At 34.8% G+C, this 20,902-nt stretch carries 24 protein-coding genes, 1 other RNA gene and 1 pseudogene; 20 read left to right on the top strand and 6 right to left on the bottom strand.

The annotated features are described in order from the left end of the window. Positions 1–2: 2 nt before the first annotated feature. From cobA to moaA, 6 genes are all read left to right on the top strand, one after another. On the top strand, positions 3–803 hold the full coding sequence (gene cobA / locus AAEO59_RS09885) for a uroporphyrinogen-III C-methyltransferase (protein ID WP_341700574.1): 801 nt from the start codon (positions 3–5) through the stop codon (positions 801–803). Beyond that, on the top strand, positions 803–1,039 hold the full coding sequence (locus tag AAEO59_RS09880; protein WP_341700573.1) for a MoaD/ThiS family protein: 237 nt from the start codon (positions 803–805) through the stop codon (positions 1,037–1,039). The genes cobA and AAEO59_RS09880 overlap by 1 nt, the downstream gene beginning before the upstream one ends. A gap of 27 nt (positions 1,040–1,066) precedes the next feature. After that, positions 1,067–2,134 carry a HesA/MoeB/ThiF family protein gene (locus AAEO59_RS09875; protein ID WP_341700572.1) on the top strand — a complete coding sequence of 356 codons (1,068 nt, stop codon included), beginning with the start codon at positions 1,067–1,069 and terminating at the stop codon, positions 2,132–2,134. Positions 2,135–2,205: 71 nt separating this feature from the next. Continuing rightward, on the top strand, positions 2,206–2,637 hold the full coding sequence (locus AAEO59_RS09870) for a molybdenum cofactor biosynthesis protein MoaE (protein WP_341700571.1): 432 nt from the start codon (positions 2,206–2,208) through the stop codon (positions 2,635–2,637). A 2-nt stretch (positions 2,638–2,639) separates the two neighbouring features. Then, complete coding sequence (gene moaCB / locus AAEO59_RS09865) at positions 2,640–3,554, top strand: bifunctional molybdenum cofactor biosynthesis protein MoaC/MoaB (RefSeq protein WP_341700570.1); 915 nt, start codon at positions 2,640–2,642, stop codon at positions 3,552–3,554. After that, positions 3,541–4,548, top strand: coding sequence for a GTP 3',8-cyclase MoaA (gene moaA, locus AAEO59_RS09860; RefSeq protein ID WP_341700569.1), 1,008 nt, complete (start codon positions 3,541–3,543; stop codon positions 4,546–4,548). Before moaCB ends, moaA begins: the two co-directional genes overlap by 14 nt. Before the next feature lie 79 nt (positions 4,549–4,627). On the opposite strand, the gene AAEO59_RS09855 is transcribed toward moaA, so the two are convergent. Further along, a complete protein-coding gene (locus AAEO59_RS09855) occupies positions 4,628–4,819 on the bottom strand; it encodes a hypothetical protein (RefSeq protein WP_341700615.1) in 192 nt (63 codons plus the stop codon). A 257-nt stretch (positions 4,820–5,076) separates the two neighbouring features. Here AAEO59_RS09855 and fumC point away from each other — a divergent pair, with 257 nt between their 5' ends. Beyond that, positions 5,077–6,462 carry a class II fumarate hydratase gene (gene fumC, locus AAEO59_RS09850; RefSeq protein ID WP_341700568.1) on the top strand — a complete coding sequence of 462 codons (1,386 nt, stop codon included), beginning with the start codon at positions 5,077–5,079 and terminating at the stop codon, positions 6,460–6,462. 96 nt (positions 6,463–6,558) lie between these two features. Here fumC and AAEO59_RS09845 read toward each other — a convergent pair whose 3' ends face one another. Further along, positions 6,559–7,764 (bottom strand): NAD(P)-dependent oxidoreductase, encoded by a 1,206-nt coding sequence (locus AAEO59_RS09845; RefSeq protein WP_341700567.1) that lies wholly within the window; start codon positions 7,762–7,764, stop codon positions 6,559–6,561. A 221-nt stretch (positions 7,765–7,985) separates the two neighbouring features. Between AAEO59_RS09845 and AAEO59_RS09840 the strand changes: the two genes are divergently transcribed. Then, a complete protein-coding gene (locus AAEO59_RS09840) occupies positions 7,986–9,203 on the top strand; it encodes a serine hydrolase domain-containing protein (protein ID WP_341700566.1) in 1,218 nt (405 codons plus the stop codon). Between the two features lie 91 nt (positions 9,204–9,294). Next, positions 9,295–9,692, top strand: a transfer-messenger RNA (tmRNA) gene (gene ssrA, locus AAEO59_RS09835). Positions 9,693–9,955: 263 nt separating this feature from the next. On the opposite strand, the gene AAEO59_RS09830 is transcribed toward ssrA, so the two are convergent. From AAEO59_RS09830 to AAEO59_RS09820, 3 genes are all read right to left on the bottom strand, one after another. After that, positions 9,956–12,238, bottom strand: a complete 2,283-nt coding sequence (locus AAEO59_RS09830; RefSeq protein WP_341700565.1) for an NADP-dependent malic enzyme — start codon at positions 12,236–12,238, stop codon at positions 9,956–9,958. Positions 12,239–12,529: 291 nt separating this feature from the next. Next, a complete protein-coding gene (locus AAEO59_RS09825; RefSeq protein WP_341700564.1) occupies positions 12,530–12,766 on the bottom strand; it encodes a hypothetical protein in 237 nt (78 codons plus the stop codon). A gap of 75 nt (positions 12,767–12,841) precedes the next feature. Beyond that, positions 12,842–14,005 (bottom strand): THUMP domain-containing class I SAM-dependent RNA methyltransferase, encoded by a 1,164-nt coding sequence (locus AAEO59_RS09820; RefSeq protein ID WP_341700563.1) that lies wholly within the window; start codon positions 14,003–14,005, stop codon positions 12,842–12,844. Positions 14,006–14,153: 148 nt separating this feature from the next. Here AAEO59_RS09820 and AAEO59_RS09815 point away from each other — a divergent pair, with 148 nt between their 5' ends. From AAEO59_RS09815 to AAEO59_RS09770, 10 genes are all read left to right on the top strand, one after another. Beyond that, complete coding sequence (locus AAEO59_RS09815) at positions 14,154–14,918, top strand: class I SAM-dependent methyltransferase (RefSeq protein ID WP_341700562.1); 765 nt, start codon at positions 14,154–14,156, stop codon at positions 14,916–14,918. Further along, positions 14,918–15,613, top strand: coding sequence for a ZIP family metal transporter (locus AAEO59_RS09810; protein WP_341700561.1), 696 nt, complete (start codon positions 14,918–14,920; stop codon positions 15,611–15,613). Before AAEO59_RS09815 ends, AAEO59_RS09810 begins: the two co-directional genes overlap by 1 nt. A gap of 38 nt (positions 15,614–15,651) precedes the next feature. Next, positions 15,652–16,389: a DKNYY domain-containing protein gene (locus AAEO59_RS09805; RefSeq protein WP_341700560.1), complete on the top strand. Its 738-nt coding sequence runs from the start codon at positions 15,652–15,654 to the stop codon at positions 16,387–16,389. Positions 16,390–16,400: 11 nt separating this feature from the next. After that, a complete protein-coding gene (gene murQ / locus AAEO59_RS09800; RefSeq protein WP_341700559.1) occupies positions 16,401–17,216 on the top strand; it encodes an N-acetylmuramic acid 6-phosphate etherase in 816 nt (271 codons plus the stop codon). A 107-nt stretch (positions 17,217–17,323) separates the two neighbouring features. After that, entirely contained in the window at positions 17,324–17,545 is a 222-nt protein-coding gene (locus tag AAEO59_RS09795; RefSeq protein ID WP_341700558.1) for a DUF6095 family protein, read from the top strand. Between the two features lie 27 nt (positions 17,546–17,572). Next, on the top strand, positions 17,573–17,806 hold the full coding sequence (locus tag AAEO59_RS09790; protein WP_341700557.1) for a hypothetical protein: 234 nt from the start codon (positions 17,573–17,575) through the stop codon (positions 17,804–17,806). Then, complete coding sequence (locus tag AAEO59_RS09785) at positions 17,791–18,093, top strand: type II toxin-antitoxin system RelE/ParE family toxin (protein ID WP_341700556.1); 303 nt, start codon at positions 17,791–17,793, stop codon at positions 18,091–18,093. Before AAEO59_RS09790 ends, AAEO59_RS09785 begins: the two co-directional genes overlap by 16 nt. Then, positions 18,093–18,665, top strand: coding sequence for a pentapeptide repeat-containing protein (locus AAEO59_RS09780; protein WP_341700555.1), 573 nt, complete (start codon positions 18,093–18,095; stop codon positions 18,663–18,665). Before AAEO59_RS09785 ends, AAEO59_RS09780 begins: the two co-directional genes overlap by 1 nt. 52 nt (positions 18,666–18,717) lie before the next feature. Beyond that, positions 18,718–19,092 carry a DNA topoisomerase IV gene (locus tag AAEO59_RS09775; RefSeq protein WP_341700554.1) on the top strand — a complete coding sequence of 125 codons (375 nt, stop codon included), beginning with the start codon at positions 18,718–18,720 and terminating at the stop codon, positions 19,090–19,092. A 42-nt stretch (positions 19,093–19,134) separates the two neighbouring features. Next, positions 19,135–19,905 (top strand): TerC family protein, encoded by a 771-nt coding sequence (locus AAEO59_RS09770; protein WP_341700553.1) that lies wholly within the window; start codon positions 19,135–19,137, stop codon positions 19,903–19,905. A gap of 176 nt (positions 19,906–20,081) precedes the next feature. On the opposite strand, the pseudogene AAEO59_RS09765 reads toward AAEO59_RS09770, so the two are convergent. Then, positions 20,082–20,393: pseudogene (locus AAEO59_RS09765) on the bottom strand (adenine phosphoribosyltransferase); the annotation flags it as partial. A gap of 213 nt (positions 20,394–20,606) precedes the next feature. On the opposite strand from AAEO59_RS09765, the gene AAEO59_RS09760 reads away from it, so the two are divergent. Further along, positions 20,607–20,792, top strand: a complete 186-nt coding sequence (locus AAEO59_RS09760) for a hypothetical protein (protein WP_341700552.1) — start codon at positions 20,607–20,609, stop codon at positions 20,790–20,792. Positions 20,793–20,902: the final 110 nt, after the last annotated feature.

The raw sequence follows: 20,902 nt of genomic DNA, 5'->3' as shown, positions 1-20,902 counted from the left end.
ATATGAAGAATGCTAACACACCAAAGTTGACAATTGTAGGAGCTGGACCTGGCGATGTGGAGTTAATTACCATCAAAGCTATCAAAGCTTTAGGAGATGCGGATGTAGTGCTTTATGATGCACTGGTGAATGAGGATTTGTTGCAATATGCTGCGGCAGGAACTGAAATCGTTTTTGTGGGCAAGCGTTTTGGTTGTCATGCATATACTCAGGATCAGATAAATGAATTAATTGTGGTTATGGCTCAAAAACACGGTCATGTGGTGCGATTGAAAGGTGGAGATCCATTTGTTTTTGGAAGAGGAAGTGAAGAAATTGAATTTGCTCAAAAACACGGTTTGCAAACAGCTATCGTGCCGGGAATATCTTCAGCTTTAGGTGTTCCTGCTTCTAACGGAATCAGTTTAACACAACGCGGAATTTCGGAAAGTTTTTGGGTAATCACCGGAACTACTTCGGCACATAAACTATCTACTGATGTGAGTCTGGCAGCACAATCATCAGCTACGGTTGTGATTTTAATGGGAATGCATAAATTAAACGAAATCGTTTCTATTTATCAAAACAATAGAACCGATGATTTACCGGTTGCTATCATTCAAAACGGAACAAAGGATACGCAGAAAAAAGTAATTGGAAAAGTAAGTACTATAACTGATTTAGTAGCTGAACATCAATTATCATCACCAGCAATTATTGTTATAGGTGAAGTGGTTAATCATACTTCGGAGTTATCTGTTTTTACTAAAGCAGCATATAGCGAAGATGAATTTATTTTCCAAAATTTAAATGTAACCGAATAATGCTAAGTGTAAAATATTTTGGTGCTGTAGCCGAAAAAACAAAAATACAAGGAGAAAATATTCCATTTTCTAATTTATCTTTACAGGAATTAGTAGATGAATTGGAACAAAAATATGATTTAGGCTCGCTTTCTTACAGCATTGCAGTCAATCAAAAAATGGTACAAGACACAAATAGTTATATGTTAATAAGCAATGATGTTGTTGCTTTATTGCCTCCTTTTGCCGGAGGTTAAAAAACAATTTCTTAATTGGTAGCAATTATGCGATACAATCGACAAATAATACTTCCTGAAGTTGGCGAAAAAGGCCAGCAAAAACTAGGTCAAGCTAAGGTATTGATTATTGGTGCCGGTGGTTTAGGTGCGGCAATTTTACCGTATTTGGCAGCAGCCGGAATTGGCGAAATTGGAATTATCGATGATGATGCTATCGAAATCAGCAATCTACAACGTCAGGTAATTTATAAAAGTGATGCGGTTGGAAAATCAAAAGCATTGGAAGCTAAAGAAATGGCTTTGTCTTTAAATCCTTCAATACAAATTAATGCTATTACCGAAACATTAAATGCTAAAAATGCTCTTGAATTATTCGAGTATTATGACATTATGGTCGATGCCACTGATAATTTACAAACCAAATATTTAATTAACGATGCCTGTGTGGTTACCAATAAACCTTTTGTTTACGGTTCCATTTATAAATTCCAAGGACAGCTTTCGGTGTTTAATTATCAAAACGGACCAACCTATCGCTGTTTATTTCCAGACGAATTTGCAAATAGCAAAAATTGTGTCGATGCCGGAGTAATGGGAATTTCAGTGGGAATCATCGGGATGTTTCAGGCGAATGAAGTCTTAAAAATGGTTCTTGGAATTGGCAATGTACTTTCAGGCGAATTGTTGATTTACAATATGCTCACTAATGACCAGCAAAAATTTGAGTTGGTTAAAACCAATTTCACTCCATTAAAGCAATTGGATTTCGAAAAGAAATACAATGCTGTTGAAAATACAACTGTAGAAATAACAGCTAATGAAGCTTTGGAACAAATAAACAATCCGGAAGTTCTTTTTCTGGATGTTAGAAATGAAGATGAATTTCCTAAAATAAGTTTGCCGAATGCTATTCAAATTCCATTGGCTGGTTTAGAAGACAATTTATCAGATTTGGATTTAAATAAAAAGCTACTTGTTTATTGCCAATCAGGAATTAGAAGTAAAAGAGCGGTTGAAATATTAAAAAATCATTCGTTTTCAAAAGTACAAAGTATTGCCGGTGGCGCTTTAAAATTAGAAGGAGTTATAGCCACTAACACTATTTCGATTTAAAAAACAATACCAGAGATTCACAAATTATAATTAATTGAAAATCTGCGAGTCTACGTTGAAAAAATAATAACATGAGCAAAAAAGTTTTCATAGAAGGAGCCATTACTCCAGAATTTATAGCCGATTCCATTGCGAAACATCAAGGGAAACATACTATTGGTGCACACAATATTTTTTTAGGTCAGGTTCGTGCCGATATTCATGAAGAAAATGTGGTAAAAGCAATTGAATATACGGCTTACGAAGAAATGGCTAATGAAGCTTTAAGTGTAATTAGAGAAAGAGCTTTTGCTCAATTTGACTTGGTTTGCATGCACATTTACCATAGTTTAGGAGTAGTAAAAGCAGGTGAAATTTGTCTGTTTGTTTTTGTTTCTGCAGGACATCGCACACAGGTTTATGAAGCTACTGAAGCCATTGTAAATTGGATTAAAACCGAAGTCCCTATCTTTGGTAAGGAAATATTTGAAAATGAAGACTTCATTTGGAAGCAAAATAAATAAAAATGGTAGATATTACCCATAAAATAAGTACGTTGCGCTCAGCAACAGCCATGGCAACGGTAAAAGTGAGTTTGCCGGAAACTATTAAAGCTATTGAGAAAAATTTGGTTCCCAAAGGCAATGTGCTTGAAATGGCTAAAACAGCAGGTTTATTTGCTGTAAAAAACACACATTTATCGATTCCTGATTGTCATCCGTTGCCAATTGAATATACGGCGGTGGCTTATGAAATCAAGGATTTAACAATTGATATACTTTTTACAGTAAAAACGGTTTACAAAACCGGTGTTGAGGTAGAAGCTATGCACGGAGCTTCAATTGTGGCGTTGACGATGTATGATATGTTGAAACCGATTGATAAGAATATCGAAATTTCGACTATTAAATTAGTGGAGAAAAAAGGTGGAAAATCATCTTATAAGAACAAGTTCCGTGATGTTTTAAAAGCGGCTGTTTTTGTTTGTTCCGATTCTATTTTTGCAGGAGATAAAAAAGACCGTTCGGGAAAAGTTATTGTTGAGAAATTAGAATCGTATGGTGTTGAAACCTCGCATTACGAAATCATTCCCGATGAGGTTGATTTTATTCAAGATAGAACTAAGAAATATGCCGAAGATAACCAATTGGTCATTTTTACCGGAGGAACCGGGCTTTCGCCAAGAGATGTTACACCGGAAGCATTAGAACCACTATTGGAAAATAGAATTCCCGGAATTGAAGAAGCGATTCGTAATTACGGTCAGGACCGAATGCCGTATGCCATGCTTTCGCGTTCAGTGGCGGGAACTATCGGAGACAGTTTAATTTTGGCTTTGCCGGGTTCAGTTAACGGTGCTAAAGAATCGATGGATGCTGTTTTTCCGCATGTTTTGCATGTTTTTCACATCCTAAAAGGGAGTAATCATGATACCAAATAACACCATATTAACGGATGATTTTGGTCGTAAACACAACTATTTGCGTATTTCTTTAATCGAGAAATGCAATTTACGTTGTACTTATTGCATGCCTGCTGAGGGAATTGCATTATCTCCAAAAAAGGACTTAATGACTGCCGATGAGGTTTTTGCTATTGCCCAAACATTCGTAAATAATGGCGTTAATAAAATAAGATTAACAGGAGGCGAACCGCTGTTGCGAAAAGATTTTCCTGAAATTATTGAAAAACTAGCTCAATTAGAAACTGAAATTTCGATTACAACTAACGGAATTCTAATTGACAAACATATTGACGTTTTAAAACAATTTAACGTCAAAAAAATCAACCTGAGTTTAGATACTTTAGTCGCTTCCAAATTCAATACGATTACCCTTCGCAATCAATTTGAAAAGGTAATTGATAATTTACATTTGCTGTTGAATAATGATTTTAAGGTAAAAGTAAATGTGGTTTTGATTAAAGGATTTAATGATAACGAAATCATTGATTTTATTAATCTGACGGAGTTTTTACCTGTTTCGATTCGTTTTATCGAATTTATGCCTTTTGCCGGAAACCAATGGGACAGAAGCAAAATGGTTTCTCAAACAGAAATTTTAAATGAAATTTCGGCTCATTTTTCAGAATCGAATTTGGAGAAACTGCAGGACGAAAAAAACTTCACCGCAAGAGAATTCAAAATCAAAAAACATTTAGGAAGTTTCGGAATTATTAGTTCTATTACTAATCCGTTTTGTGACGGCTGCAATAGAATTCGCCTTACGGCAAATGGAAAAATCAAGAACTGCCTTTTTTCAAACTCAGAAACCGATTTACTTACGGCTTATAGAAATGGCGAAGCAATCGAAAATATTATAGCTTTAGCTATTAAAAACAAAAAGAAAGTAAGAGCCGGAATGGCTACACCTGAAGATGTTGATAATCCTGTTTTAAATCAGGATAATCGCTCCATGATTGCCATTGGGGGATAGTTTGACTAAAATAGAAACAATAGCGTACAAAAAAAAGGATTCGTTTTTACGAATCCTTTTTTATTTTGAAACCCAATTATTATTGTGCTTCCTGATTTTTTGCTCTCTTTTCTTTGAATCTTTCCCAAGCAGCACCTCCTACCCAGTAAGATACGAAGCTAACAAGGAAAAACATTAACCAAAACCCCATTGTAAGGATGGTTAAGAAAAGTAAAAAGCCTAAATACTGTGAAAATTCAAACATGTTTTCCGGAATTTTGAATGTAGCCACAAATGTAACAGTTAATTTTTTTCTTAGCAATAAAAACAACAGTCAATTTTTATAAAAATTCATTTATGCGTACATTTATATACATTTTGTTAATAAGTAGCTATCCCGATAGCTATCGGGACTTGCTGTCCGCTTTATCTTTTACGCCTTAAGAAAGGCCTAAAAGGATATCGTTCCGATAGCTATCGGAACCTTCAGGGCTAAAAAAAACAGCTGTACCAAGAACATTTCTATAAAAAAATACGATAAGAACAATCATGAAATACCGAATAGAAAAAGACACTATGGGTGAAGTCCAAGTTCCTGCCGATAAATACTGGGGCGCACAAACCGAACGTTCCAGAAACAATTTCAAAATAGGAGCAGCTGCATCTATGCCCATGGAAATCATCTATGGTTTTGCTTATCTTAAAAAAGCAGCCGCTTTTACCAATTGTGATTTAGGTGTTTTAAGTTCTGAAAAAAGAGATGTCATAGCCGCTGTTTGCGATGAAATCCTTGCCGGAAAATTAGACGATCAATTTCCTTTGGTCATCTGGCAAACAGGTTCAGGAACACAAAGCAACATGAATATCAACGAAGTTATTGCCAATAGGGCTCAGGTTTTAAAAGGATTTGAAATTGGCGAAGGCGAACAATTTATCAAAGCCAATGACGATGTCAATAAATCGCAATCGTCTAATGACACCTTCCCTACTGCCATGCATATTGCCGCTTACAAAGCAATTATCGAAATCACCATTCCAGCAGTAGATAAACTAAAAAATACACTTGACGCCAAAGCTGCCGAATACAAAAACGTAGTAAAAATTGGTCGTACCCATTTGATGGATGCTACTCCCCTGACTTTAGGACAAGAACTTTCAGGTTATGCTGCCCAACTAAACCACGGCATTAAAGCACTTAAAAATACATTGCCCCATTTAGCCGAGATTGCGCTTGGCGGCACCGCCGTTGGTACAGGATTAAACACTCCTAAAGGTTATGATGCAAAAGTAGCTCAATATATTGCTCAGTTTACAGGACTTCCCTTTGTAACTGCTAAAAATAAATTTGAAGCCTTAGCGGCTCACGACGCCATTGTAGAATCGCATGGAGCTTTGAAACAACTAGCGGTTTCCTTGAATAAAATAGCTAATGATATCCGAATGCTGGCTTCGGGACCACGCTCGGGAATTGGAGAAATCCTAATCCCGGAAAACGAACCCGGATCATCAATCATGCCTGGAAAAGTAAACCCAACCCAATGTGAAGCCTTAACTATGGTTTGCGCACAAATAATGGGAAATGATGTCGCAATTTCCATTGGTGGTATGCAGGGACATTATGAATTGAATGTGTTCAAACCTGTAATAGCTGCCAACTTCCTGCATTCAGCACGATTACTGGGTGATGCCTGTGTTTCGTTTGACGAACATTGCGCCCAGGGAATCGAACCTAATTATAAACGCATTAAAGAACTCTTAGACAATTCCTTAATGTTAGTCACCGCCCTAAACACTAAAATAGGCTATTACAAAGCCGCCGAAATTGCCCAAACTGCTCATAAAAACAGAACGACTCTTAAAGAAGAAGCTGTTCGATTGGGATATGTCACTCCGGAAGAATTTGACAGCTGGGTAAAACCTGAAGACATGATTTAAAGTAGGAAGTTAGAAGTGAGAAGTGGGAAGTTTCATCTATCCGTAAAAAGGTTTAGTAAGCAAGTCTCATAAATTCTCACTTCTAACTTCTAACTTCTAACTTCTAACTTCTACGTAATCCTGTAAATAAGAAAATCTTGAAGTCAATTTGCCGTTTTCGGTAATTTTGGCTCTGGCCAAAATTCCATCTTTATCTCCATTGAAAAAAGCAGGAATCACATGTTCTATAAACATTTCGCCAAAACCTTCGCTGGCATCTTTTGGTAATTCACAAGGCAAATTATCAACTGCCATTACTACAATTGCTGCAGGATGAAACATATCGACTTCTTTATTTTCTACAGGCAAATAACCATATAAAGGTTCGTCAATAGTAGACGAACGCAGCGTACAGGCAATTGCACCATTAACATCACAGGAAATATCAGCCACTACTTTTATTTTGCAATCTCGAGACTGAAGCATTTCTCTGCTTAGAATTTGAGGCGCTTCAATTGCATGAAAATGAGCTGTAATGACAATATCAGATACTTTAGTAAAACGCTCAAAATTACCCTCGTATTCGCCAGGATGTTTAAAAAAATCTGTTCTTTCTAAAATCACACCATCTTTACGCACATTATAATCTAATACATCGATTTGCGTATATACCGGCTGCGTATAATTTTTACTCAAATAATTATCAACCGTCACCGATTTTACTTTAATGGCATTCAAGATTTCTATAGCACCACTACCTACTTTTCCTTTACCGGTTACGACAAATTTAATAGGAGGCAAAATAATCCTTTTTAAATGACGAATTAAATCTTCTTTTCCAGAAAGTGTTTCTGCTTTAGGCAATTTAAACAATTCAAATTTTATCCCGAATGCTCTAATACTATCATATACTCCAACCATTCCGGCATAATATCCAAAACCAATAAGTCGGTGATTAGTGTCGTCTACAATAGTTTCATGATCATAAAAATCAATATTTTTTGCCAATAATCCTTGTAACAAAGTACGATTATGCGGTTGTTTTTTTATGGTGTGCGAAAAAAAGAAATAAGACTTATTAGGAATCAAATCTTCAACCGGAACTTCTTTTACACCAAATAAAATATCACAATCGCTAAGGTCATCAACAACTTCAATTCCCTTATTTTGATAATCGGCATCACTAAAAACTCTACCCGTAGAACTTTCAACTTTAATACTTACTTCCGGATAAAGCGTTTTTAATTTTACCAATGCATCAGGCGAAAACACTACTCTTTTATCTGCGGGACTTTTACGTTCTCTTATTATTCCAAATTTCATATTGATTTCCTTTAATTTCTGGTTTTCAAAACAGTATTTTACTACATAAAAAAACAAGAATTTTAGTTATTTTATTATTTCTCTTTATAAAAAAAACCATTAAAAGCTGAAAGCCAAAAACATAGAAAATCATCATTTAAAAACTTTCAAAAAAATCTGTTAACATTATAGAAAAACAGAAAACAAAAGCGATTGATTCTATATATTTGCGAATATAGCTTATGAAGATGATTTTTATAAAAAAGACAAATATACTACAATTAATACTGCCTATTTTAGTTTTATGCTCTTGTGATTTTAAGAATAAAATGGGTATGTCTGCGGAAAAAGAAAAACCCAAAGACACCATGCCTCACATGGAGCCTCCAAGAAAAAAACTTCCTAAATTAACTGCACAATATATTAATGCTAAAAAAAATGCTGTAGAACATTTTTACAATAAAAACTGGTCTAATAATAGCATGAATGGTAGTTTTCTTGTTGCTCAAAATGGTCAAATTATCTTCGAAAAATATGAAGGAATGGCTAATTTTAGAGACGAAAGACCTATAACTGCTTCTACTCCATTGCATTTAGCGTCAGTAAGTAAAATACTAACCGCAGCAGCAGTTTTAAAATTAATTGATGCTGGAAAAATTGGTTTAGACCAAAAAGTAAACACTATCATTCGCAATTTTCCATTTCCGGAAGTAACAGTAAAAATGCTTTTGAATCACAGAAGCGGAATGCGTAACTACGCCTATTTCACTGATAAAAAAGATGGTGTTTGGGATAGACATAACATTTTAACCAACAAAGATATTGTTGATTTAATGGCAACCAAAGAAATTGGTTTAGAATCTAGAACTAACACTCGTTTTGCCTACTGCAATACTAATTATGCCGTTTTGGCACTAATCATAGAAAAGGCAACCGGACTCAGTTACGAGAAAGCCATGGCCCGTATGATTTTCAAACCATTAGGAATGAATCATACCTTTGTTTTTAATTATGACCGAGACAAAGACTCTATAGTTCCTTCTTACAAAGGCAATAAGGTTGAGATAGGTAAAGATTACTTGGATAAAATTTATGGTGATAAAAACATTTATTCTACGCCAAGGGATTTATTAAAATTTGACCTAGCCCGCAATAATCCTGACTTTTTAAGTCCAAAACTTTTAAAATTAGTCTATACTCCTTTTAGTCAGGAACGAAAAGGGGAACGAAATTATGGGCTTGGAATTCGAATGATCAATTGGGAAACCGGACAAAACTTTTACTTTCATAACGGATGGTGGCATGGAAATACCTCATCCTACATCACTTTGTTAAAAGAACATGTTACCATTATTTCCTTATCTAATAAATACACAACCAAGACCTATCAAACTAAAAAGTTAGCACCTTTATTTGGTGATTACCCATTCAAATTTAGCAAAGAAGAAAATGAGGAATAATTTTTGTAAGAAGGTTATTTTGAAATAGTAATTTTAAAGTAGAAATTGTATATTCGCGCTCTCAAATTTATTTTGAGACAAATATAATACTGGGGTCGACTGGTTTTGACAGCGAGTCGAATTGAACAGTAAGCACGTCGAGCATTGAGGGCTTGCTCGTTAATATAAGATCTCGAACTTTTAAACGGCGAAAATACTTACGCTTTAGCTGCATAATCCGAATCATAGTACGATTACGCCACGTCCCTACAAGGTAGGGAAGCTGGATTCTCCTTGAAAGCCTTGGTTTATGGCGGTCAGTACAGGGGAACCGTAAAAATAGACCTAGATTTCTGTTAGCTTCGGACGGATTTCGAAAATTAAGAAGCTAAGTAGCATGTGGTTGTTCCCGGCCTAGCATCCTATCGAAAATTCAATCAGGAAATAAGCGTGTAGAAAGCTCTTTAGTTGCTTGTTTGGACCCGGGTTCGATTCCCGGCGACTCCACAAAAACAAATTCAAATTGGTTCAAAAGCCTGTAAATCGTATGATTTACAGGCTTTTTTGTTTTTGATGCTATTCAAATTATCTATTAAATCTCAAACCATTGGTGTTAAAATCGGTTACCCTAACAAACGTAAAAACAGGGTAACCGAATTTCTCGCAAAACCAGTGATAGCAAGCAGTTCAAAAGATGAACATCTTGACAAATGAGCATTAAATAATTAATTTGAATAACATTAAAGTCACCTCAAAATGTATCTTTTTCGTTATTACAACTTTCCTGCTTTCTCTCGTTCCTGAGCGTCAACCACAGCTACTGCTGTCATGTTTACAATTTCATTGACACTTGCACCTAATTGCAAAATATGAACAGATTCACTTAATCCCATCATGATAGGCCCAATGGATTCTGACTTATTCAATTCTTTCATCAATTTATAAGTGATATTAGCTGATTCCAGATTTGGAAAAACAAGTGTGTTTACTTTTTTACCAGCTAATTTTGAAAATGGAAAAGTCTTTTCTAATAATTCGGTGTTCAAAGCAAAATCAGTTTGAATGTCTCCATCAACTACTAATTCAGGATTACTTTCGTGCAAAATGCTTACAGCCTTTCTCACCTTGGCAGAATTAGCATGAGTTGATGAACCAAAATTAGAATACGATAGCATTGCGATAACAGAATCGAAACCAAAAGTAGAAGCCACATTAGCTGTCATTTGAGCAATATCGGCTAATTCTTCTGCTGTTGGCTCAATATTTATTGCTGTATCAGCTAAGAACATTGGTCCTCTGTCTGTTGTCAAAATATTTACAGTTGCCACTTTTTTTACATCAGCAGCTTTTCCTATTACTTCAAAAATAGGTTTCACCACCGTTGGATAAGCTCGGGTATAACCCGAAATCATTCCATCGGCATCACCTTCAAGAACCATCATTGCTCCATAATAATTACGTTCTCGCATTTTAGATTGCGAACTGTATAATGTGGCTCCGCTTCTTTTTCTTTTATTCCAATATTTCAAAGCATATTCCTCTCTTTTTTCTTTAGACGCTGCATCTTTAGAATCAATGATAAGAACATCAGCATTAAAATCTAATTCGGTTTTAAGTTCAAGAATCGTTTCTTTGTTACCTAATAAAATAGGAATGGCAATCCCCTCTTCATAAACAATTTGAGCCGCTTTTAAGACATCCAATTGATCAGCCTCAGCAAATACAATCTTTTTGGGATTTGTCTTAGCTCTGTTATGCAGCATTCTTACCACTTTATTATCATTACCTGATCGTAACAACAACTCTTCTTTGTAAGCCTCCCAATCATCAATGGCCAATCGAGCGACTCCACTTTCTACTGCTGCCTTAGCAACAGCTGGAGGAATCGAATAAATCAATCTTGGATCAAAAGGTTTTGGGATAATATAATCACGACCAAAAGCCAGACGCGTTTCGCCATAAGCGATATTTACCTGCTCAGGAACCGATTCTTTTGCCAATTCAGCCAAAGCCGTAACGGCAGCCATTTTCATTTCTTCATTGATCTTTGTTGCTCTGACATCCAATGCTCCTCTGAAAATATATGGGAATCCCAATACATTATTCACCTGGTTAGGATGATCCGAACGTCCTGTAGCCATGATGATATCTTTTCTTGTCTGCACCGCCAATTCATAAGCAATCTCTGGGTCCGGATTGGCCATTGCAAAAACAATCGGGTCTTTTGCCATAGTCAGTAACATCTCGGCATTCACAACATCGGCAATAGATAATCCAATAAAAACATCAGCATCTACCATCGCTTCTTCCAGAGTATCAATCTTTCTGTCGGAAGCAAATTCTAATTTTTCAGCCGATAAATTTTCTCTGTCCGTTCTGATTACACCTTTGCTGTCGAGCATCACAATATTTTCAGCTTTGGCGCCAAAAGCCTTATATAATTTGGTACAAGAAACAGCCGCAGCTCCCGCACCACTCACTACAATGCGTACTTCTTCAATTTTTTTATTGATTAGTTCCAATGCATTCAACAAGGCCGCCGCCGAGATGATAGCAGTTCCATGTTGGTCATCATGCATCACCGGAATATCTAATTCTGCCTTAAGTCTCGTTTCAATTTCAAAAGCTTCCGGTGCTTTTATATCTTCCAGATTTATTCCGCCAAAAGTAGGCGCCATAATTTTTACCGTCTCAATGAATTTATCAACATCTTTGGTATCTAATTCGATATCGATACTGTCTATATCTGCAAAAATTTTAAACAACAACGACTTCCCTTCCATCACCGGTTTAGATGCTTCAGGACCTATATCTCCTAATCCTAAAACAGCCGTTCCGTTTGAAATTACAGCAACTAGATTTCCCTTAGAAGTATATTTATACACATCATTCACGTTTTTTGCAATTTCTAAACAGGGTTCGGCAACTCCCGGAGAATAAGCCAGACCCAAATCACGTTGGGTAGCATAAGCTTTAGTAGGTACTATTTTAATTTTCCCAGGCTGCGGTTCAGCATGGTATTGTAAGGCATCTTTTTTTAATTTTTCTTTGCTCATAAACTCAAGTGTAAATTTCTAATTTGTCTTTTAGTAATGTAGTTATTTTAATCTTTATAAAAATAACTATTTTAAAAATGCTTCCACCAATTAAAAAGAAATAGTTTGTTATAAATTTCGCGTCATTATCTATTTCAATAGTAAATCTTACAGATCCAAACACATTCCTTGTTTTATTACCAATAAAAAACCGCAAATTCAATGATTGCTCAGCGAATTTTGCGGTTTATATTTTTACATTAAGTCTGTATTCTAAAATCTGCTATCTGAAGCCTGAATACTGAACACTTATTATCCTATTTCCTTAATCCCTTTTAAAAAAACCCATTTCATAAACAACTTCTCACCATCCTTGGTCTTTACCGCCTGAAACTTGGGCCCTATGAATGTTGCAACAACAAAAGCTGCAAAAGGTTCCCAAAAGCCAGTAAGTCCACTATAGGAATGAATTAAATAACGGAATAAAACAAACAAACAGGCAAAAGTTCCCAATTGATATAAAAATGCTCTTAGTTGTAATTTTGTCATGATTTTATTATTTGAAATTTGAAGTGTTACGTACAAACCGTTAATTTCTATACTCTATACTCTATTTTCTGAATTCTAATTTTTTTCCTGAAACTTCGTTCTCTTGCTTCCTTCGTACATTTCATATTTCACTAAGCGCGCTTCGAGTCCGGCATTGAATAATTTTATTTTTCGAGAAGGACGTAAACCTACAAACTTCAAAGCATCCAGATTACCGGTAATAAACCAGGCATTCGTTCCCGGATAACTTTGTTTCAAAGTATCTCCTATATTTTTATAAAATTCTTCCATGTGAATATCCAAACGCTCATCGTAAGGCGGATTAAATACAATATGCAGCTTCCCTTCTGATGTTTTTTCGGTATCAAAGAAATTATTACCTTCAATACTTACATATTCTTCCAAATTTGCATTTCGAATATTTTCTTTGGCCTTGCTCACTGCCGATGGCGCTTTGTCATAACCTTTTATTGTATAATGAAACTCACGCACCTTACCTAACAAGCTATCGGTGATTTTGTCAAACAAATCATTATCCCAATCTTTCCATTTTTCGAATGCAAATTCTTTGCGGTTGATGTTGGCCGGAATATTACAAGCAATCATGGCTGCTTCGGCTAGGAAAGTTCCCGAACCACACATAGGATCTAAGAAATCCGTTTGTCCGTCCCAACCAGATAGCAACAAAATTCCCGCAGCCAAGACTTCGTTTATAGGTGCAATATTAGTCGAACTTCTATAACCTCTTTGATTCAATGGTTTACCAGAAGTGTCTAATGCTACTGAAACCTGATCTTTATCGATATGGATATTGATTCTTAAATCAGGATGCACTTTATCAATACTTGGACGTTGACCAGTTCTTTCTCTAAACTGATCCACAATAGCATCTTTACATTTTTGAGAAATAAATTCGCTATGTGTAAAAAATTCGGAATGCGCTGTGGTATCAATTACAAAAGTCTGATTAGCATTAATAAACTTCGACCAGTTCACGCTAGAAACGCCTTTATACAAGGCTTTTTCGTTATTAGCCCTAAAAGAATATATTGGTTTTAAGATTTTTAAAGCAGTTCTCAAAGACAAATTAGCCTTATACATAAACCCTTTATCCCCTTTAAAACTCACCATTCTTACTCCTTGCTCTACTTGTTGCGCTCCTAAATTGCGTAATTCAGTAGCTAATATTTCTTCAAAACCAAAAAAGGTTTTGGCTATCATCTTAAAATTTTCTTCCATTTCTCTTTTAAATTCCAATAATTAAATTGCTATGCCAGACAGTCCCAAAAGCTATCGGGACGCTTGTTTAAATTCCAAACCATCTGAAATAGTATATTTCCGCAAAAATACACTAAATTTGCGTGATAGAATTAATTGAACAGTATAAATGTCGGCAGCACAAAAAACAACTACAACAAATCAAGACCAAACAAACGAAACATGGTTCAGCTCTTGGTTTGACACTCCTTATTATCACATTCTTTACAAAGAACGCAATGACAAAGAAGCGCAGCTTTTCATGGATAATTTAACCCATTATTTAAATCTTCCTGAAAAAGCTAAAGTTTTGGATTTATGCTGTGGCAAAGGCCGTCACGCCATTTATCTGAACCAATTAGGTTTTGATGTCATTGGTGCCGATTTATCCGAGAACAGCATTGCTGAAGCAAGCAACTATTCGAATGAAACTTTACACTTCAAAGTCCACGACATGCGTGAAGAATTCGAAGAAAAATACGATGCTATTTTTAATTTGTTTACCAGTTTTGGTTATTTCGAAAATGACGATGACAATCTTACCACTTTAAAAGCCATCAAAAATAGTTTAACCGAATACGGATTTGCGGTTATTGACTTTATGAATGTCAATCAGGTAATTGAAACCCTGGTTCCCGAAGAAGTAAAAACAGTGGACGGAATCGATTTTCACCTGAAACGCTATGTAGCCGACGGTCATATTTTTAAAGAAATTGATTTTGAAGACCAAGGCCATAAATATCATTTTACCGAAAAAGTAAAAGCCCTGACTTTACAGGACTTCGAAACCATGATGGAAGAAGCTGGAATTTATCTTTTGGATATTTTTGGAGATTATAAACTGAAAAAATTTCACAAAACAGAAAGCGAACGACTTATCCTTATTTTCAAATAATGAACTACCTTTTACCCTTACTTTCTGTACTAATAGGTTACATCATTGCCTTAGTCCTCAAACCTAAAAAGAAAACCAATCTAAAGTTACTGTTAGCTTTTAGTGGTTCTTTTTTGCTTTCTTTGACGGTAATGCACTTACTCCCTGAGATTTACGAAAGTCACAATCATGGTGTTGATGAAAGTCACAATCACAATGCAGGGATTTTTATTATGCTGGGGATTTTGTTCCAAATTATACTGGAATTTTTCTCAAAAGGTGCCGAGCATGGTCACGTACACGGACACCCTAACATGTCGCATATTCCGTGGTTGTTGTTCATCAGTCTTTGTATTCACGCGTTTTTAGAAGGATTTCCTGTGGGGCATAATCACGATAATTTAGCTCTTGGAATTGCTATTCATCACCTTCCTATTGCTATTATTCTAACTAGCTTTTTCATTAATTCGCATTTAAACAAACAAGCTATTTTTGCCTTCATGCTTACTTTTGCATTGATGACACCATTGGGAACATTCGCTTCCGATTATCTTACGGGATTAAATCAATACCATAGCGAAATTACCGCTGTAGTTATTGGTATATTATTTCATATTTCCTCAACTATTATTTTCGAAAGTAGCGAAGGCCATAAATTTAATGTTGCCAAAGTTTCGATGATTGTTTTAGGAATTGCTCTGGCTTATTTTTTATAATTTTTTTACTTTCTTAAAAAACATTTCATACTAAAACAATGAAAATAAAAACAGGAATATATATACTAATAATTGTTCTTCTTTCAAGTTGTAAAGATTATACTAAGAAAGATGGAAAGGTTTATTTAAGATATTTAAATGCTGCTCGTTTTGGATTACAATATGCCGAAATAAAAAAAGCAGATTATGAATCTTTTGAAGTAATTGAGCATAATCTAAATATTAATCTTGCAAAAGATAAAAATCATGTTTTTGTTTCGACAAATATTATAAATAATGCTGATCCAAAAACATTTAAACAAATAAAAAAATATTATTGGAAAGACAAAAATCATGTTTTTTTATTACAATTTAGAGCTGTAGACTCTGAAATTAAATCCGCTGACCCAAAAACTTTTATAGTTATTGATGACCTTTTATGGGCAAAAGACAAGAATTATGTATATTATACATATGAAAAACTACACAATGTAATTCCTAAAAATTTTGTTGCAATTGATAAAGACTGGGGAAAAGATAACAAATTTTATTATTATCATAATTTAAAAATAGATTCACTGGATTATAATTCTGCCAAAATTGTAAGTTCTTATTACATAAAGGATAATAAAAATGTTCTTTTTAAGAACAAAATAGTCAAAGATGCTAATCCAAAAACATTTAAAGCTGATGGTATAGGTTGGTTCGGACACGATGATAAATATATGTTTGATTGGGAGAATAACAAAGGACCTATAACAGAAGAATACAGCAAAACATATATTAAAAAACAATAAAAGAAAGAACAATGACCTTCATAAAAACCACCGAACAATCCTCAAAATACGAACATTTAGAAAAGATGTCAGTTTCTGACTTACTTTCTAATATCAATAACGAAGACAAAACCGTTCCGCTTGCTGTTGAAAAAGCCTTGCCTCAAATTGAAAATTTAGTCACTCAAATTGTTGCTAAAATGAAACTGGGCGGGCGTTTATTTTACATAGGCGCAGGAACTTCAGGACGTTTGGGTGTGGTCGATGCTTCGGAGTGTCCTCCTACTTTTGGTGTCCCTTTTGATTTAGTAGTGGGTATTATTGCCGGTGGCGACAAAGCGATTCGTAAAGCGGTTGAAAACGCAGAAGACAATGCTACCCAGGCCTGGATTGATTTACAGGAATTCAACATCAACGAAAATGATGTGGTGGTTGGAATTGCCGCTTCGGGAACTACGCCTTATGTTATTGGCGGTTTAGAAGCCTGTAACAAAAACAATATCATTACAGGAAGCATTTCCTGCAATGCAGGAAGTCCGCTTTCGCAAACAGCACAATTTCCTATTGATGTAGTGGTAGGACCTGAATTTGTTACGGGAAGTTCCAGAATGAAAGCAGGAACGGCTCAAAAGCTGGTTTTGAATATGATTTCGACTGCAACAATGATTCAATTGGGAAAAGTAAAAGGCAACAAAATGGTCGATATGCAATTAAGTAACAACAAATTGGTAGATCGCGGAACTAAAATGATTATGGGTGAAATTCCTGTAAGCTACGAAGAAGCCGCTCAATTACTAAAAGAACACGGCAGCGTACGCAAAGCAGTTGATTTTTATAATAGTAAATAGTCCCTAGTCCTTAGCGATTAGTCCTTAGTTACTTAAAAAATATTAGAACTAAAAATCATAGAGCGCTTTACGAAAGCTTTGTGCTCTTTGTAGTTAAATAAAAAAACATGTCTACAAACAAAGAATTATTATCAAAAGGCGTAAAATATTTAGCAGGTGCTTTGCCTTTGCTTTTCATGGGGCCTTCGTTCATTCACAATGCTTTTATGAACCAGCAAAATGTGTGGCATTATTTAGTTCTAGGTTTCGGAATTGCATTTTGTATTACTGCAGTAATTTTAGCTTTTAAAGGCTTACAATTCCTAATGAAAGCTTTATTTAACGATTAATTTGTATCTTTACTAAAAATTAGAATCATGGATATTCAAGCCGAAATCAATTGGATACATCAGGAAATTGACAAAGTAAAAGACCCTAATTTTGTTGAAAAATTGAAACATCTTTTGCTTACTACAAACTCCTCCTCTTTAGAAACTACAGATGCTGAATACAATATCGATATTGAAAAAGCGCTGAAAAGTATCCAAAAAGGGCATTTCCATACTGAAGATGAAGCAAGAGCAATTTCAAAAAAATGGGGAAGAAAATAATTTGGTCTTCCGATGCTTTACAACAACTGGAGGATATTCATTTTTATATTCTATTTGAAAGCAAATCTATCCAAATTGCTGATAAAGTAATTGATAAAATTTTTGAAAGCACTCAAATTCTTAAAACCAAACCCGAAATCTACAAACTCGATTCAAAAAAGAATAACAACGCCGGAACTTTCAGAGTTTGCTTTGTTTATGATTATATGATTTCGTACCAAATTACCGCTGATTGTATTCAAATTCTTCGGGTTAGACATACATCAAGAAAACCTAAAAACTTCTAATGGAAGAACTTATTCATATTCAGAAAACTTTTGAAAAAGTAGTTTTCATCAATAAAAAAGTCAGCAATCGGGAGTTTGAAGACTGCGTTTTTAAAAACTGCGATTTCTCTAACAGCGATTTTTCTAACAATACTTTTATGGATTGCGAGTTCATTAACTGCAATCTTTCGATGACTACATTAACAGGAACAAGTCTAAAAACAGTTCATTTCTCCAATTGTAAATTACTGGGAATTCCGTTTAACCATTGCGCCGACTTTATGTTTGCCGTTAGTTTTAACGATTGCATGCTGGATTATGCTTCTTTTTCGAATAAAAAAATGCCTAAAACCCGATTTGATAGCTGTTCTATGAAAGAAGTAAGTTTCATCGGGAGCAATCTTTCGAATTCGGTTTTTGAGAATTGTAATTTAGACAATGCAGTTTTTAATGATACTCAACTAAAAGAAGTGAACTTCCTGACAGCTTATAATTATAAAATTGATCCAGAATTCAACCCGATGAGAAAAGCCAAATTTTCGATGCAGGGAATTCCGGGACTTTTAGACAAATACGATATTAAAATTCAATAAATGCACACCCCCTACCCCCTCTAATAGAGGGGAATCTAAACTGATAAATCGAATGAAAAAAATTATACTACTTCCACTACTCTTGTTTTTTGCTTCCTGCTATCAAGCCGAACACAATTGTAAAGACTTTAAAACCGGGAAATTCCGTTTTGAACACGAAGTTAACGGTGAAAAAAAAGTAACGGTATTTGAAAGAAATGACAGTATAGAAATTGAAACTTTTGAAAGGAAAACAGATACGGCATCGATAAGATGGGTAAGCGACTGCGAATATATTTTGAGAAAACTCCATCCAAAAAATAGGGCTGAAGAGAAATCAATTAATATGAAAATCTTGACGACTTCGGGAAAAACCTATACTTTTGAATTTGGTATCGTTGGTTCTGATCAAAAACAAAGAGGAACTGTTACCAAAATTTCAAATTAAACAAAAAACCTAAAACACATAACCCATAACTCATAACTCAAAATGGAAGTATTTTTAAATCCCGATGCTTGGATTGCTTTGTTAACCTTAACTTTTCTGGAAATTGTACTAGGGATTGACAACATCATTTTCATATCGATAGCCACAGGAAAATTACCAGAGGAAAACCGTAAAAAAGCTACCAAAATAGGGATGTTTTTAGCGATGTTTATGCGTATAACCCTCCTTTTTGGAATCACTGTTTTAATTGCAATGAAAGAACCTTGGTTTACAATCAATTTCAACTGGATGCACGCCGAAGTTTCCGGACAAAGTATCATCCTTTTGTTAGGAGGATTATTTCTAATTTATAAAAGTACTAACGAAATCCGTGAAAAAGTAGACCATAAAGGAGAAGAAGAACAAGAAATTAAAAAGTCGGCAACAAAATCGTTCAGTAGTGTTATTGTTCAAATTATTTTAATTGACATTGTGTTTTCTTTCGATAGTATTTTGACAGCTGTAGGGATGACTAATGGTGTTGCGGGTGCCTTATACATTATGATAGCCGCAGTTATTGTTTCGGTTTTAATCATGATGCAATTTGCGGTTCCTGTTGGGACTTTTGTCAACAAACACCCTTCTATCCAAATTTTAGGATTGTCTTTCTTAATCCTAATTGGTTTGATGCTACTTACCGAAAGTGCTCATTTATCGAATGCTTTGATTTTTGGTGGTCACGTAACTCCAATTCCTAAGGGTTATTTGTATTTTGCGATTTCATTCTCATTACTGGTTGAAGTTTTGAACATGAAAGTTTCAAAAAAGAAATAAAATCCAACCTAATAATACAAAAAAGGCTCCTCAACTGGAGCTTTTTTTGTGGTCTAACTGAAAAAACAGCCCAAGATTAAATTAAACTTTCGCCTCAGTCATTGGATTACTAAAAAGCTAAAAAATGACAATAGCTGTTATTAGCTGTTACTATAACTAACTTTGAGAGTAATAAATTAGTACGTTAAAACTGCAAAAATATCATAACCATTTAATTTTTCTCTGCCTTTTAGAAAAGTTAGCTCCATCAGGAAATTCAATTGCACAATTTCACCTCCTAATTTTTCTACCAATTCACAAACCGCTTTTGCCGTTCCTCCGGTTGCCAGCACATCATCGTGAATCAAAACCTTATCCCCTTTTTGAATAGCATCTTTATGGATTTCTAAAGTATCTGTACCATATTCTAAATCATAAGAAGCCGAAATAGTTTCATAAGGCAGTTTATTCGGTTTTCTCACAGGTACAAAACCCGCATTCAATTCCTGCCTTTACTTTGTATTTGGTAAAAAACATTAAATTTATTCAAAGGAAAACAGAGGTGAACTATCATGTCTGCAAAGCTTGTGACTTATTTAGCGCATTAGTCCTCTGTCTTCTCCTTGAATCCCGTTGAATTGCTTCAAATAGAATGATAGACATTGAGGTCTAATAAAGGCTCTAAAGAAGTTCAACTTTTTTGTTTATCCTAAATCAAAGTTATGAAAAACTATTTATTTTACGTAGGTATTGACATTTCAAAATCAAAATTGGATGTAGTCATTTTAGACAAACAAACACCTAATGTTTCTAATCATTTCATTGTAGAGAATAACTCAAAAGGTATTAAGGTAATTTTAAAAAATTTAGTAAAACAGAAAATAGATTTGACTACTGTTTTGTTTTGAAAACACAGGTGTTTATACATTTCCTTTGAGTAATCATTTATCTGATGAAAAACTAGACTACTGGATTGTTCCTGCCATAGAAATCAAACGTTCTAAAGGGATTTCCAGAG

The organism is Flavobacterium flavipallidum (assembly GCF_038289905.1).
Classification (GTDB): domain Bacteria; phylum Bacteroidota; class Bacteroidia; order Flavobacteriales; family Flavobacteriaceae; genus Flavobacterium; species Flavobacterium flavipallidum.
Note: the sequence above shows the minus strand (reverse complement) of the source record. Positions and strands in the feature narration are given on the sequence as shown.